Source organism: Streptomyces sp. NPDC028314, from assembly GCF_055565795.1.
In genome coordinates this window covers 288,309-301,517 of the sequence record NZ_JBVHTP010000003.1, presented here as the reverse complement: position 1 = coordinate 301,517, position 13,209 = coordinate 288,309, and the positions used below count along the sequence as shown (strand labels likewise).

17 protein-coding genes are annotated in these 13,209 nt (G+C 70.6%); 12 read left to right on the top strand and 5 right to left on the bottom strand.

Annotated features, from left to right (window positions below):
- Nucleotides 1-435 precede the first annotated feature (435 nt).
- The 4 genes from ACZ4TG_RS09185 (at nucleotide 436) to ACZ4TG_RS09170 (ending at nucleotide 3,024) form a co-directional block, all read left to right on the top strand.
- Nucleotides 436-972, top strand: a complete 537-nt coding sequence (locus tag ACZ4TG_RS09185) for a cysteine hydrolase family protein (RefSeq protein ID WP_468160978.1) — start codon at nucleotides 436-438, stop codon at nucleotides 970-972.
- A gap of 86 nt (nucleotides 973-1,058) precedes the next feature.
- Nucleotides 1,059-1,460, top strand: a complete 402-nt coding sequence (locus ACZ4TG_RS09180; RefSeq protein WP_468160976.1) for a hypothetical protein — start codon at nucleotides 1,059-1,061, stop codon at nucleotides 1,458-1,460.
- Between the two features lie 81 nt (nucleotides 1,461-1,541).
- Nucleotides 1,542-2,225 carry a DUF6766 family protein gene (locus tag ACZ4TG_RS09175; RefSeq protein ID WP_468160975.1) on the top strand — a complete coding sequence of 228 codons (684 nt, stop codon included), beginning with the start codon at nucleotides 1,542-1,544 and terminating at the stop codon, nucleotides 2,223-2,225.
- A gap of 364 nt (nucleotides 2,226-2,589) precedes the next feature.
- Entirely contained in the window at nucleotides 2,590-3,024 is a 435-nt protein-coding gene (locus ACZ4TG_RS09170; protein ID WP_468160974.1) for a VOC family protein, read from the top strand.
- Between the two features lie 14 nt (nucleotides 3,025-3,038).
- Here ACZ4TG_RS09170 and ACZ4TG_RS09165 read toward each other — a convergent pair whose 3' ends face one another.
- The 3 genes from ACZ4TG_RS09165 to ACZ4TG_RS09155 form a co-directional block, all read right to left on the bottom strand.
- Nucleotides 3,039-3,584: a DUF2231 domain-containing protein gene (locus tag ACZ4TG_RS09165; RefSeq protein WP_468160973.1), complete on the bottom strand. Its 546-nt coding sequence runs from the start codon at nucleotides 3,582-3,584 to the stop codon at nucleotides 3,039-3,041.
- Between the two features lie 103 nt (nucleotides 3,585-3,687).
- Complete coding sequence (locus tag ACZ4TG_RS09160) at nucleotides 3,688-4,161, bottom strand: hemerythrin domain-containing protein (protein WP_468160972.1); 474 nt, start codon at nucleotides 4,159-4,161, stop codon at nucleotides 3,688-3,690.
- Between the two features lie 162 nt (nucleotides 4,162-4,323).
- Nucleotides 4,324-4,947, bottom strand: coding sequence for a flavodoxin family protein (locus tag ACZ4TG_RS09155; RefSeq protein WP_468160971.1), 624 nt, complete (start codon nucleotides 4,945-4,947; stop codon nucleotides 4,324-4,326).
- Between the two features lie 135 nt (nucleotides 4,948-5,082).
- Between ACZ4TG_RS09155 and ACZ4TG_RS09150 the strand changes: the two genes are divergently transcribed.
- From ACZ4TG_RS09150 to ACZ4TG_RS09120, 7 genes are all read left to right on the top strand, one after another.
- Entirely contained in the window at nucleotides 5,083-6,078 is a 996-nt protein-coding gene (locus ACZ4TG_RS09150) for a magnesium and cobalt transport protein CorA (protein ID WP_468160970.1), read from the top strand.
- Between the two features lie 94 nt (nucleotides 6,079-6,172).
- Nucleotides 6,173-7,219 carry a YihY/virulence factor BrkB family protein gene (locus tag ACZ4TG_RS09145; RefSeq protein ID WP_468160968.1) on the top strand — a complete coding sequence of 349 codons (1,047 nt, stop codon included), beginning with the start codon at nucleotides 6,173-6,175 and terminating at the stop codon, nucleotides 7,217-7,219.
- 118 nt (nucleotides 7,220-7,337) lie between these two features.
- Nucleotides 7,338-7,751, top strand: a complete 414-nt coding sequence (locus tag ACZ4TG_RS09140; RefSeq protein ID WP_468160966.1) for a phage holin family protein — start codon at nucleotides 7,338-7,340, stop codon at nucleotides 7,749-7,751.
- Nucleotides 7,748-8,245, top strand: a complete 498-nt coding sequence (locus tag ACZ4TG_RS09135) for a DUF3618 domain-containing protein (RefSeq protein ID WP_468160964.1) — start codon at nucleotides 7,748-7,750, stop codon at nucleotides 8,243-8,245. Before ACZ4TG_RS09140 ends, ACZ4TG_RS09135 begins: the two co-directional genes overlap by 4 nt.
- Nucleotides 8,242-8,508, top strand: coding sequence for a DUF4235 domain-containing protein (locus tag ACZ4TG_RS09130; protein WP_468160962.1), 267 nt, complete (start codon nucleotides 8,242-8,244; stop codon nucleotides 8,506-8,508). Before ACZ4TG_RS09135 ends, ACZ4TG_RS09130 begins: the two co-directional genes overlap by 4 nt.
- 173 nt (nucleotides 8,509-8,681) lie before the next feature.
- Nucleotides 8,682-8,837, top strand: a complete 156-nt coding sequence (locus ACZ4TG_RS09125) for a DUF6131 family protein (protein WP_468160960.1) — start codon at nucleotides 8,682-8,684, stop codon at nucleotides 8,835-8,837.
- Between the two features lie 134 nt (nucleotides 8,838-8,971).
- Complete coding sequence (locus ACZ4TG_RS09120) at nucleotides 8,972-10,144, top strand: carboxylate-amine ligase (protein WP_468160958.1); 1,173 nt, start codon at nucleotides 8,972-8,974, stop codon at nucleotides 10,142-10,144.
- A gap of 39 nt (nucleotides 10,145-10,183) precedes the next feature.
- Here ACZ4TG_RS09120 and ACZ4TG_RS09115 read toward each other — a convergent pair whose 3' ends face one another.
- Both ACZ4TG_RS09115 and ACZ4TG_RS09110 read right to left on the bottom strand, forming a co-directional pair.
- A complete protein-coding gene (locus tag ACZ4TG_RS09115) occupies nucleotides 10,184-11,020 on the bottom strand; it encodes a YhjD/YihY/BrkB family envelope integrity protein (protein ID WP_468160956.1) in 837 nt (278 codons plus the stop codon).
- A gap of 279 nt (nucleotides 11,021-11,299) precedes the next feature.
- Nucleotides 11,300-11,773, bottom strand: a complete 474-nt coding sequence (locus tag ACZ4TG_RS09110) for a lamin tail domain-containing protein (protein ID WP_468160954.1) — start codon at nucleotides 11,771-11,773, stop codon at nucleotides 11,300-11,302.
- Between the two features lie 416 nt (nucleotides 11,774-12,189).
- Between ACZ4TG_RS09110 and ACZ4TG_RS09105 the strand changes: the two genes are divergently transcribed.
- Entirely contained in the window at nucleotides 12,190-13,200 is a 1,011-nt protein-coding gene (locus ACZ4TG_RS09105) for a glutathione S-transferase family protein (RefSeq protein ID WP_468160952.1), read from the top strand.
- Nucleotides 13,201-13,209 lie beyond the last annotated feature (9 nt).

Genomic DNA, 13,209 nt, shown 5'->3' with positions numbered 1-13,209 from the left:
TCCGCTGCCCGGGGGCGGCGGTCCGAGCGCCGTCGCCGGGGGCTTTCCGCCCGGGTCGCCCGCAAGACCGGCCGGGGAGGAGGCCGGGTCTCGCGGGTGCCCGGTTGCCGTGGGATCCCGGACGGCAGTCCGGTGTCGCCGGTGGCCCGGTTCGCGTCGCGCCGGGGAGCGGCACCCCGCGGCCGGGGCCTTCGTACGGGTCCCCGTCGGCTGTCGCTGTCGGCTGACGGGAGGACCCTGTCCGCGCGTGTGACCCCTCCGGCGCCGGACAAACGCCCCGACGCCGAACTTTCTGAGGCGCTGTCATATCCGCGACGACCGGCCCTCGCCCGAGCCCGTGCGTGGCGGACAGGACGGGCCCGTCAGAGGGCGCACAGGCGCGGCGTGCGGCCGTGTCACCGGCTCTGCCCGGATACTTCTGGAAGCTTGGAGACCATGGCGAAGACCGCTGTTGTCATCATCGACATGCTCAACACGTACGACCACGAGGACGCCGACCGCCTCGTCCCCTCGGTCGAGCAGGCGCTGCCCGCCGTGGTGCACCTGCTGGAGGAGGCGCGGAAACGCGACCTTCCGGTGATCTACGTCAACGAAAACTTCGGGAAATGGCGCTCCCACCATGGGGAGATCCTCGACGCCGCGCTCGCCGGCCCCCACGCAGGCCTCGTCGAACCGGTGCGGCCGGACGAGGCCTCCTACTTCATCGTCAAAGCGCGCCACTCCGTCTTCTACGAGACGCCCCTCGCCTACCTGCTCCGGACCCTCGACGTGTCACACCTCGTCCTGTGCGGACAGGTCACGGAGCAGTGCGTGCTCTACTCCGCCCTCGACGCGCACATCAGGCACCTGTCGGTCACGGTCGCCCGCGACGCCGTGGCCCACATCCACCAGGACCTGGCCGACGCCGCCCTGCGCATGATGGAGATCAACATGGGGGCCCGCATCGTTCCCGCCGCAGTGGCCCTGCTCTAAGGCACGCCTGGTCTCACCGGGGCAACGCCCTGCGTGTCACGGCCACCCGCGCTCCGCGGCCGCGGAGCGCGGTCCATGCTCCGTTCATGCGACCGATCACCGTCCCCCTCCTCCTGGGGTCCCTGTGTCTGGCGCTCTGCGGATGTGCCACGACCGACGCCCGGGCGAGTGCCGCGCGAGCGGCCGCGGCGGAGTTCGAGACCGCCCTCGCGGTCGGTGACGCCCAGCGTGCCTGCCAGGCCCTGGCGCCCGGCACCCGGGAAGAGGCGGAGCAGGACGCGCCGTGCCCCGCCGCCCTCACCTCCCTGGAACTCACCCCGGTCGCAGGCCGGGCAGGCGCGTCCGCCGTGTACGGCTCCCAGGCACGCGTGGTCTACCCCGACGACACCGTCTTCCTGGCCCTCTTCCCCGGGGGATGGAAGGTCACCGCCGCAGGCTGCACCCCGCGTCAGGGGCGCCCGTACCGGTGCGAGCTGAAGGGCGAGTGAGATGCGCACGATGTTCCTGCTGTGCCTGACCGTGGTCTTCGGCGGACTGGCCTACGCGTTCACGGTAGGGCTGATGCAGCGGTGAGCCGGGACATGGGGTTCGTCCGCGAGAACGGCCTCACACTCGCGTTCGGGACGGGCTTCCTCCTGACCCTCGTCGGGCAGGCGGTAGCAGGGCACGCGGAACTCAACAGCGTCCTGACTTCCCAGAGCCTGCACCCGCTCTCCTTCACGGAATACCTGTTCACCTCCGATTTCATGGTCGACGTCACCGAGAACTGGCAGTCGGAATTCCTGCAGTTCTTCCTCTACATCGTCGGCACCGTCTGGCTGCTGCAGCGCGGATCGCCCGAATCCAAACCGCTCGACAAAGCCGGCCTGGAGTCGGACCGGGAGCAGAAGACCGGCGCCTGGGCCACACCGGACTCGCCGAAGTCCGCCTCCGCCGGAGGCCTTCGACAGGCCCTGTACTCGCGCTCGCTCGGCATCGTGATGTGCCTGATCTTCGTCCTGTCGTGGCTGGCCCAGTCCGTCACCGGCCGCATCGCCTTCAACGAGGAACAGCTGCGCGGCTTCCAGGACCCGGTCGGCTGGCTCACGTACGTGACCTCGGCGGAGTTCTGGAACCGCACCCTGCAGAACTGGCAGTCCGAACTCCTGGCCGTCGCCACGATGGCGATCCTGGCGGTGTACCTGCGCCAGCGGGGCTCGCCGGAGTCCAAGCCCGTGGGCGCGGCGCACACCTCCACGGGCATCGAAGGCTGAACCGCCCGCGCAGACGGCACGCCCCGGGCGGCCCTGCCCGCCGAGGGGGTCCGCCCGGGCGTCCGTCGGCCGGTTCATTGCGTGCTCGGCACGGCTGGGATGCCGAGGACGGCGAGGAGGCGGTCGCGGCCGGAGTGGCTCCGGACAACATCGGGCTGCTCTTCCCGCTGTTGTTCCTCGCGGCCGAACGGCTGCCGGGCGGTATTGCCCGCCGTCCTCGGCTGCCTCTGGCTGGGCCTGTTCGGCGGGCTGATCTCCTTCGTCCTGTGGTTCCGCGGCAGCGCCACACTGCCCGTCACCTCGGTCGCGGTGTGGGTGCCCAGCTCCTTCCCGGTAGTCGGCGTCCCCCTGCTAGGGTGCGCCGATGTCAACGATCAAGCAGTTCCAAGTCACCATTGACTGCGCGGAACCTGAGCGCCTTGCCCGCTTCTGGTGCGAGGTGATGGGGTACGTCGTATCGCCGGTGCCGAAGGGGTTCGACACGTGGGACGACTACCACCGCTCGCTGCCGCCTGACCATCAGGTGCAGTGGTTCTCCTGCGTCGATCCCTCAGGTGTGGCCCCGCGGCTGCTCTTCCAGCGCGTGCCCGAAGGCAAGGTCGTCAAGAATCGGGTGCACCTCTGCGTGCGGGCCGGCACCGGGCTCGTGGGTGAGGAGCGCCTCGCCACACTCCAGGCCGAGTGCGCACGACTGGCCGCGCTCGGCGCGGTACACGTGCGAACGATGCTCGCCGACGACACCAACGAGTCGTGCATCGTGATGCAGGACATCGAGGGCAACGAGTTCTGCCTCGACTGAGCGCCGGACCATCCTCAGGTCGCGGGATGCGCCCCGACGGCCTGCCGGTAGGCCACGTGCCCGCCCAGCGCACCGGTGACGGCCACCGCCGCCAGCCCGCCCAACGACCACAGCCTGCCCTTCGTCGAGCGGCCGCGCAGCCGCGCCGTGAGGGACATGGCGTAGCAGGCCACCGCGGCCGCGTTGGTGGCCGCGTGGGCCAGGCCCACCCGGGCCTGCTCGGGGGGCAGGTCAGCCCAGTCCGCCCAGCCGGTGACCGCTGCCGGGGCGACCCCAACCAGCCCGACGGCCGTGAGGGTCGTTGCCGCGCGCTGCGCCCCCGGTACGACATCCAGTACCGCGGCCGACAACCAGCAGCCGATCGGTACCTGCACCAGAACGGGATGCACCGGGTGGCCCAGCGGCCTGCCGCGCAGCAGGTCACGCATCCCGCCCAAGGGGAGCGAGCGGATTCCCCGCTGGAGAACCCTGATCGCCGGATCGGCGACCGTCGTCCGTTCGAGCCGGTCCAGGGCCGTCAGCCAGCATGTCGATGCGGTATCGAGGGCGTGTGAGTTCATACACGACGCCTACCCGGCATCACGCTGCCATCCCAACATGGCCCCGACTGCACCCGAACGGCCTGCCTGCCAATGGGGGAGTCGTGGCCGGGGCAGAGGGGAGCTACTGGTCGGCGCTGGGGACGGCCAAGGGGTCGCCGGGTGCCTTCTTCTTCGCCCGCTCCATCTGCTCGCCGAGTTCGAGGAGGCGGTTGCGGCCCATGGCCTTGCGCACCTCGGGGAACCACTCCTTCTCCTCCTCCTCGACGTGGTGGCGCACGTTCTCCATCAGGACCGTCATCTTGGCGTCGAACCGCTCGTCCGCGGCGTCGAGGTCCTTCAGTTCGGAGAGCATCCACAGCACGACGTGGTGCTCCTCGACGCTTTCGAGGACGTGGTCCTTGGTGTCGGGCGCGGCTTCCCGGGCGGCCGGATAGAAGATCTTCTCCTCGATCCAGGTGTGCGTGGTGAGCTCTTCGATCACCTGATCGGCGAGCTTCCGCTTCGTCGCGTGGGCGTTGTCGCCGGCCTTCTCGAACTGCTTGAACAGCTTCTCGACCGTCTTGTGGTCTTCCTTGAGCAGTACGATCCCGTCCACCGGGCCTCCTTCGTCTCGCCACCGGGCAGCGCGGCTGTGCACCCTGACGCCGTGTACCCGGTCCGTCGACGGAGGCATCGTCCCCCGGAGGGGTATGGCCCGGACAGGCGACCTTCCTAGGCCGAACGCCGAACGCCGAACGCCGAACGCCGAAGCCGCAGGTCAGCTCGCCGGATACGGGGCGGCCTTGAGCCGGCGCGCGAGGTGGGCGGTGTTGGCGGCCAGTGTGGCCGTGGTGCCGGCGGTCTTCTCGGGGGTCTTGTCCAGGTCCTGGTAGTCGGTTCCCTGCATCGCTTCGCCGACCCAGTAGGTGACGGCGTTGGGGGCGAGGGAGAAGCCGACGTCGTTGAGGCCCTGGAAGAGGTCGGCGCTGACCTTGTGGGCGCCGTCCTCGTTGCCCACGACGCAGATCGCGGCGACCTTCCCGTACGTGAGCGGACGGCCCTCGTCGTCGGTCTCGGAGATCTCCGCGTCCAGGCGCTCCATGACCCGCTGGGCGATGCTCGAAGGGTGCCCCAGCCAGATCGGTGTGGACAGTACGAGGATGTCGGAGCCGAGGATGGTGTCCCGGATACCGGGCCAGGCGTCCCCGTCGCCCATGTCGGTCTCCACGCCGGGCTTCACGTCGTGGTCGGCGATCCGGATCGTCTTGCCCGTCACGCCGTGCTCGGCCAGGGCCTCCATGGTCTGCTCCGCCAGCAGCTGGGAGCTGGACGGGGCGGGGGAAGGGGACAGGGTGCAGACGAGCGCGACAGCGCGGAGCGGGGTGTTTTCACTGGTGTCCATGGTGTCCGGCTACCCGCGCACCCGGCTTTGATGTCGCAGGCCGTACACGTGGTGCGGAGGCGGGAGCACGACCGCGAGCCGCCGATGCTGACCGCGGGTGCGCATGAAGTCGGGTCTTCGAAGCATGCGGGGCGTATGGAATGTGTGCTGTACGAGGAGCGGTCGGGTCGGTCGGAGACGGTCGAGTGCGGCCTGGAGGACGAGGCCTGCCGACTGGTGCTGAAGCGGCTGCGCGGGCTGGGCGACGGTGAGTTCGGCTGGGTGCGTCTCGTCGACCCGGCCGAGGACGAGCTCGTCCAGTTGGCCGACGAACTGGGCCTGCACCCCTTGGCGGTCGAGGACGCGGTGCAGGCGCATCAGCGGCCCAAACGCGAGCGGTTCGGCGACGTCCTGGCCGTCGCGCTGAAGACGCTCTGGTACGTCGAGGAGGAAAAGGCGGTGGAAACCGGCGAGTTGATGCTCTTCGTCGGGCCTCGCTACGTACTCACCGTCCGCCACGGCGAGGCGGACCCGGCAGCCGAGGCAGCGCGCCGCCTGGATGCCGACCCGTCCATGCTGCGCTTCGGCCCCCTGTCGGTTCTGCACGCGGTCCTGGACGTCGTCGTCGACGCCTACGGCGAGGCCGCCGAGACGGTGCGCGCAGCTCTCAACCGGCTGGAGGACCGGGTCTTCTCGTCCTCTCGCGTCGACCACACCGAGGACATCTACTCGCTCAAGCGAGAGGTACGCGAGTTCCGCGACGCCGTACAGCCGCTGGTCCCGGTCCTGCCCGGACTTCTGAGCGGGCTGGGCGAGGAAGAGCGCCCGGCGAAGGTCCTGCCGTACTTCCGCGACGTGGCCGATCACCTGCACCGCACCGACACCGAGGTACGGACGCTCGACGAGCTGCTGAATTCGGTTCTCGACGCCCAGCAGGCCCGGGTGGGCACCTGGCAGAACGACGACATGCGGCGCATCTCCGCCTGGGCCGCGATCTTCGCGATCCCCACCATGGTCGCCGGCGTCTACGGGATGAACTTCGAGCACATGCCGGAACTGGGCTGGAGCTACGGCTACCCCCTCGCCGTCGCCCTCATGGCGGTGGCCTCGGGCCTCCTCTACCGGGCCTTCCGCCGCAACGGCTGGCTCTAGGCATCCGGATCCGCACGGCCCTGCTCTGCTCGAAGCAGGTCGTTTTCCCGGGGCCCACTCACATGAGTGGGGCCGAGATGGAAAGCCGCAGGGTATGACACGTCTACCGAACCGAAGCCATGGCAGCGACAGCGAGCCTGCCGACAGCGGCCGCGACGCCGGCCCGGGGCCGGACGAGCAGGTCGAGGAGCGGTCCCCGGATCAGCCCTCGGACCTGCCCGCACGCTCCTGGACGGCCGTGCTGCGCGGCACTGTCAAGGAGTTCCGGAACGACGAGCTGGCCGACCGCGCCGCGGCCCTGACCTACTACGGGGTGCTGGCGCTCTTCCCCGCCCTCCTGGTCCTCGTGTCCCTGCTGGGTCTGGCCGGCGAGTCGACGACCGAGCGGGTGCTGGACAACCTGCGGCGGCTGGCTCCCGGCTCCGCCCGGGATGTGATCACCGATGCGGTCGAGCAGTTGCAGGGCCGCAGCGGCGTCGGATCGCTGATGGCGATCGTGGGCCTCGTCGTGGCGCTGTGGTCCGCCTCCGGCTACATCGCCGCGTTCATCCGCTCCGCGAACGCCGTCTACGACGTACCCGAGGGCCGTCCCGTGTGGAAGGTGCTGCCGCTCCGCCTGGCGCTCACCGTCACACTGATGGTCCTCGCCTGCGCCAGCGCGCTGATCGTGGTCTTCACCGGCGGCCTGGCACGGCAGGCCGGCACCGCTCTGGGGATCGGTGACAGTGCGCTGACGGTGTGGTCGATCGCGAAATGGCCGGTCCTGGTGCTCCTCGTCACGATCATGATCGCGCTCCTGTACTGGGCGGCACCGAACGCCAAGGGCCGCGGTTTCAGGTGGGTGACGCCCGGCAGTCTCCTGGCCTTGGCGATCTGGCTGATCGCCTCGGCCGGCTTCGCGTTCTACGTCGCGAACTTCGCCTCCTACAACAAGACGTACGGCACGGTCGCGGGCGTGATCGTCTTCCTGGTCTGGCTGTGGATCACCAACCTCGCGATCCTCCTCGGGCTGGAGTTCGACGCGGAGATGGCCCGCCAGCGGGCGATCGCGGGAGGGCTGCCCCAGGACGAGGAGCCCTATGTCCGGCCCCGCGACACCCGCGCGTGGAGTGATCAGGACCGCCGACGGATGGAGCAGTGATCGCGTACCGGACCGCGGGGCGGCAGGCCGCACGACCAACTTCCGCTTGTGGGGTGGGTGCCGGGTCGATTGCTGGGTAGTCGCGCCGTGACAAGGGAGGAAGGCAGGTGACCATGTCATGAGCACGGTAGAGCGGCAGACCCACAGCACCGAAGAGTCGGTGGGCGTGCTGGTATCGCGCGCTTCCCAGCAGATTTCGGAGCTGGTCCGCGAGGAGATGCAGCTGGCCCGGGCGGAGATGACCCAGAAGGGGAAACGCTTCGGGAAGGGCGGCGGCCTCTTCGGCGCGGCGGGCCTGATCGGCATCCTGGCAGCCCAGGCCCTGGTGGCCACATGCATCGCAGCCCTCGCGCTGGTACTGCCGGTGTGGGCTTCGGCCCTCATCCTGACGGCGGTGCTGGCGGTGGTCGCCGCGGTGACCGCCATGGCCGGGAAGAAGCAGATCGCCAAGGCCGGCAGCCCGGCCCCCGCGCAGACCATCGACAGCGTCAAGGCCGACCTGGCCGAGATCAAGGAGAAGGCACACCGATGAGCAACGAACCGCGAACCAATATCGGCACGCCCAGCCCCGAGGAACTGCGCGAGCAGGTCGAGCGCACCCCCGAGGAACTGCGCGAGCAGGTCGAGCGCACCCGTGACGAACTCGGGCAGACCGTCGAGGCGCTGGCGGGCAAGGCCGACGTCAAGGCACAGGCGAAGGAGAAGACGGCCGCCGTGAAGGAAGAGGCCGCCGAGAAGGCCGCCGTGGTCGCCGACCAGATCCGTACGAAGGCCCGGCAGGCCGCGCAGCTGGTGAAGGACCGGACGCCCGATCCCGTCCTGGACCGGGCCGGCCAGGCATCCGGGCTGGTCGCCGACGCGACGGTCCGCGCCGGCCGGCTCGCGGCGCAGAAGACCCCCGAGCCGCTTCTCGACAAGGCCGGCCAGGCCGCGACGGCTGCGCGTGCCAACCGCAAGCCACTGCTCCTGGCCGGAGCCGCCCTGGTCGTCCTCCTGCTGGTGCGGCGCAGCCGCGGACGCCGATGAACACGGCCAAGATCGCCTACAAGCCGGTCGGGCTGGTCCTGGGTGCGGTCAGCGGCATGATCGCGGGCGCGGCGTTCAAGCAGGCCTGGAAGATCGTCGAAGGCGACGGCGACGCCCCCGACGCCACGGACGAGGACCGCTCCTGGAGGCAGATCCTGATCGCCGCCGCCCTCCAGGGCGCGATCTTCGCCGTGGTCAAGGCCGCGGTCGACCGCTCGGGGGCGGTGGCCACCCGGCGCATGACGGGCACCTGGCCGGGCTGACCGGCCGCGGCGCCGGGCTGACCCGCCGCTCGGGGCGCCGGACGCCGTGAGCGGCCGTCCGGCGGGGCGCCGCGGAGCTGGGATCGCTCCTCGGGCCTGCGCCCGGACAAGCGGTCGGGCACGGTTGGTGCCTACCCTGGAGAAGGAAGCGTCAAGCGAAAGCGGAGGGCGCCATGCTCATCCTCGGCATCATTTTGCTCGTCATCGGCTTCGTGACGGGAATTTCCATCCTGTGGACCATCGGGATCATTCTGGTCGTCATCGGCGCCATCCTCTGGATCCTCGGCGCAGCCGGTCACGCCGTCGGCGGTCGTCGCCACTACTGGTGACGGGCCCCGCGGCCGACCCGGCGAGGCTCGGATTCCGGGGTAGGGGCGGCGCGCGCCGGCGTGAACGACTTCGTTGGCCAAGGCGCTGAGGTTCGGCCCCGAGGCCCCGGAACCCTCTGGCGAAAGGCCTCTCCATGGCGCCCGGAATGTTCGCCCCGGTCAGCGACATCGACCACGCCGCCCTTGCCCTGGGCATGCCGCCGGCAGGCGGACGGCTGACGGTGGGGGTGGAGGAGGAGTTCCTGCTGGTCGACGGCCAGACGGGAGTACCCGTGGCCCGCGGCCCGCTCGTCGTGAAGGCCGCGGCCGCGGTACTGGGCGCGCAGGCACAGACGGAGTTCTTCGGCGCGCAGGTCGAGGTCTGTACCAGCCCCACGGCGGATCTGGCCCGGCTGAGGTCCGAACTGGCCCTGCTACGTCAGGTGATGAGGGAGGCGGCAGCCGCGGAGGGATGCCTGCTGGTCGCCACCGGCACGCCCGCGATCCCGCCGGGGCACCCGCCGGCCGTCACTGCGGCCGAGCGCTACGGACGCATGGCCGCCCGCTGGCCCACTCTGGTGAGTTCGTACGACGGAATGGTGTGCGGTTGCCACATCCACGTCGGGGTGAGCGGGCACGCCCAGGCCCTCGCGCTGGCCAACCACATGCGTCCCTGGCTGCCGGCCTTCCAAGCCATCGCCGCCAACTCGCCCTTCTCCCTTGGCCGGGACACCGGCTGGGCGAGCCGGCGGTCGGTGGAGCACTCCCGCTGGCCCAGCGTCGGACCCGCCCCTCTGCTCGACACGGCCGGCTACGAACACCTCGCCGACCACCTGGTCCGGACCGGCACCCTGCTGGACCGGCGGATGATCTACTGGTACGCCCGCCCCTCCGAGCACGTACCCACGCTGGAGATCCGGGTTGCCGACGTGAACGCCGACCTCGACGTGGTGCTGCTGCTCACCGCCCTGGCGCGCGGCCTGGCCACCGCGCTGCTGCCCGACATCGGAGACGGCCGCCCGCCGCCGGACCTCTCCGACCGGCGCCTGTACGCCGCGCACCGGATCGCCGCCCGGCACGGGCTGGAGGGCGAAGGTCTGGACCCCGCGCGCGGAGAACTCGTACCGGCCGCGGTGTTGGCGGAGCGGCTGCTGGCCCTGGCGGCGCCCGGGCTGGCAGCCGCCGGCGACCTCGAACTCGCGCAGGAGCTGTTCCAACGGGTGCGGCGATCCGGCGGCGGGGCCGCCCGTCAGCGTGCGGCGTACATGCGCCGCGGCCGGCTGGGCGATGTGGTGAGCGATCTGGCGCGCACCACGGCCGCCGCCTGACCCCCTCGCGGCTCTCCCGGACGCGCACGGCCGGATCCGTCAGCCGCTGCCACCCTGCGGAGTCGGTCGCGTGCGGTGCAGCAGCAGCTCGTCGTGGAGCAGTCGGCCGACGAGCGCGCCGCCGAACACGACGAAGCCGACGCCGACGAGCCAGGACTGGATGACGAGGACGGTCCCGAAGGGGCCGTACGTGACGGCGCTGGACGCGATCAGCGGTGAGAAGAGGAGCCGGGAGAAGATCCGGAGCCCGAGCAGCCCGAGCATCGTGGCCACGGCGCCGGGGAGGAGGGCGCTCCAGGGGATCTGGCCGGCGAGCAGCAGGCGCTGGGACCACCAGAAGAAGAGGGTGCCGACCACGACGGTGACGAAGCCGCGGGCCGGGGATTCCCGCCACGGCGGGGAGAACGCCGACAGGTACAGGAATCCGATGAGTACGCCGAGCCACAGCAGGTGCCGCCACCTCCCCCACCAGCGGGCCGGGGACAGGTCCCAGATCTTCTCGTAGCCGCTCTGGAGCATGGTCGCGAACGAGAGGCCGAACACGGCCAGCAGCGCGAGGCCGAAGGCCGTCGTGGTCCGCCACGCCTGGCCGGGCAGGGCGAAGAGCCGCTCGATCTCCAGCCTGGCGGGCGCCGACACGCCGAGCCCGTCCCCGAGCCACTGTGCGAACCCCTGCCCGCCGGCGGCGTCCGCGGCGGAGACGACGATCAGCAGCGGTACCAAGGTCAGGAACCCGAGGGCGGCGAACCCGAGCGAGCGCTGCCACAGATCCACTTCCCGGACGCGTCCCCAGCGCCGTCCGGCCCGCACGCGGCGGATCGCGCTGCCCACCCGCGCGACGGGCGAGGGTCGTCTCGGCTTCTCGGATCTGCTCATCTCGGTAGCGCGCACTCAGGCGCCCCCGCCGGGGCCGCTGCCCCGGCGGGGTGCGGATCGGCAGGGTCCTCGTGGGAGAGGGGGTGACGAAGGGGACGCGGAGTCCGAGAGCGACGTGGTGAGCACGGCCGCTCCAGCTGCTGCTGTTCTCACGGTAGGACGTCCTGCTCCGCTACTCCACCCCTGCTGCGTGCCGCGGCCGGTTGGCCGTGGCACGCAGGTCGGACCGACTGGTCTGCGGCAGTTCACGGTCCCGGTGGGTGTGGCTGCCGCGTTGGACTAGCGGCCGCGGTGGTGTCCGCGGTGGCCCCAGCTCTCGGTGTCGAGGACCTTGCCGCGGTTGTCGCGCAGGGTGGCGGTGTCGCGCTCGTCCCAGATCTGGTGGCGCCGGTCCTGGTAGACGTCGCGGCGGGTGTCGCGGCCCTTGCCGGTGTGAACCTTGACGCTGGAGCGGCCGTCCAGGCGGAGGCCGTTGAAGCGGTAGCGGTTGCCCTGCTTGTCGGTGAGGGTGAAGCCGCGCAGGTCGACGCTGTGGCGGCCGGTGTTCTTCACCTCGACCCATTCACCGTTCAGGGCGCGGTTGTCGCGGCCCCGGCTGTCGTTCTGGACGTCGCCGATGACGATGGAGGACTGGGCGCCGCGGTGGTCGCGCCGGTGGTCGTCGGCGGCAGCCGGCACCGCCGCGGCGCCGAGCAGGGCTCCGGCAGCCAGGAGGGCGGCGAGAGAGCGGCGGGTGGAGAGAGAAGCAGACATGCGGATGACTCCTTCAACGGTCAGTCCAGCCCGGCCTTGTGCAAGCCGGGCGACCTCCGAACAGTTCTCGGCGTCCTGCCGAGGAGCCACACTCTGGCCCCGATCACGCCCAAAAGCAACGAAAGCAGCCCGTGTTGCGTGATGCGGACATATCCGTGACTCTCCCTTGTAGGAGGCATGAGTCAAGGCCGTGTTGACCCCCGGAGGCGGCAGTTCCGATGCCTGCCCAGAAGGCCCTTGGTCCGCAGCCGCCCACCTCGCAGGAGCGGGGCCCTTCTGCCGCCCGTGCACCCTGCGCCGAACGGGTTCAAGGGTCTGTAACGAGGTCTGTGACGGCCTGAGCGGCGGCAGTCAGGCGGTCGGCGCGCCTTGTTCTCGTTCGTGTTGTTCTCGTTCGTGCCGGGTAGGCGCCCTGTGTGAACTATGTGACGGCGGGCAAGGACTACTCCCGAGACAGCCGGTACCTCACCGACAGGATCACGGCGGACGCGCGTGATGGCTACCCGGTGGAGGCGGGCCGTTACCGGCTGGTGGTCAGCCGCGCGTGCCCGTGGGCGAGCAGGGCGGTGATCGTACGCAGGCTCCTGGGGCTGGAGGATGCCCTCGCAATGGCCGTCGCGGGGCCCGTGCACGACAAACGCAGCTGGTCCTTCCACCTCGACCCGGGCGGCCGGGACCCGGTGCTGGGCATCGAGCGCCTGGAAGAGGCCTACCTCGCGCGTGACCCCGGCTACGACCGGGGGATCACGGTTCCCGCGATCGTGGACATCCCGACCGGCAAGGTGGTCACCAACGACTTCCCGCAGATCACGATCGACATGTCGACGCAGTGGAGGCGCTACCACCGAGCCGGCGCGCCGGACCTCTACCCGCAGGCCCTGCGCAGCCGGATCGACGAGGTGAACGAGACGGTCTACCGGGACGTGAACAACGGCGTCTACCGGGCCGGATTCGCCGGATCGCAGACCGCGTACGCGCAGGCCTACGAAACGCTCTTCGCCCGCCTCGACCAGCTGTCACAGCACCTCGAACGAGCCCGCTACCTCGTCGGTTCGACCATCACGGAAGCCGACGTACGCCTGTTCACCACACTCGTGCGCTTCGACGCCGTCTACCACGGCCACTTCAAGTGCAACCGGCGCAAACTCAGCGAGATGCCGGTGCTGTGGGCCTACGCCCGGGACCTGTTCCAGACACCCGGCTTCGGGGACACCGTCGACTTCGACCACATCAAACAGCACTACTACACGGTGCATTCCGACATCAACCCGACCGGGATCGTCCCGCTCGGCCCGGACCTGTCGGGCTGGCTGGAACCACACGACCGCGCCGCGCTCGGCGGCCGGCCCTTCGGCGACGGAACGCCGCCCGGACCGGTGGCCCCGGAGGAGGCGGTGCCGCCCGGGCACACACCCCTGGCCGCGTGAGCATGCGAA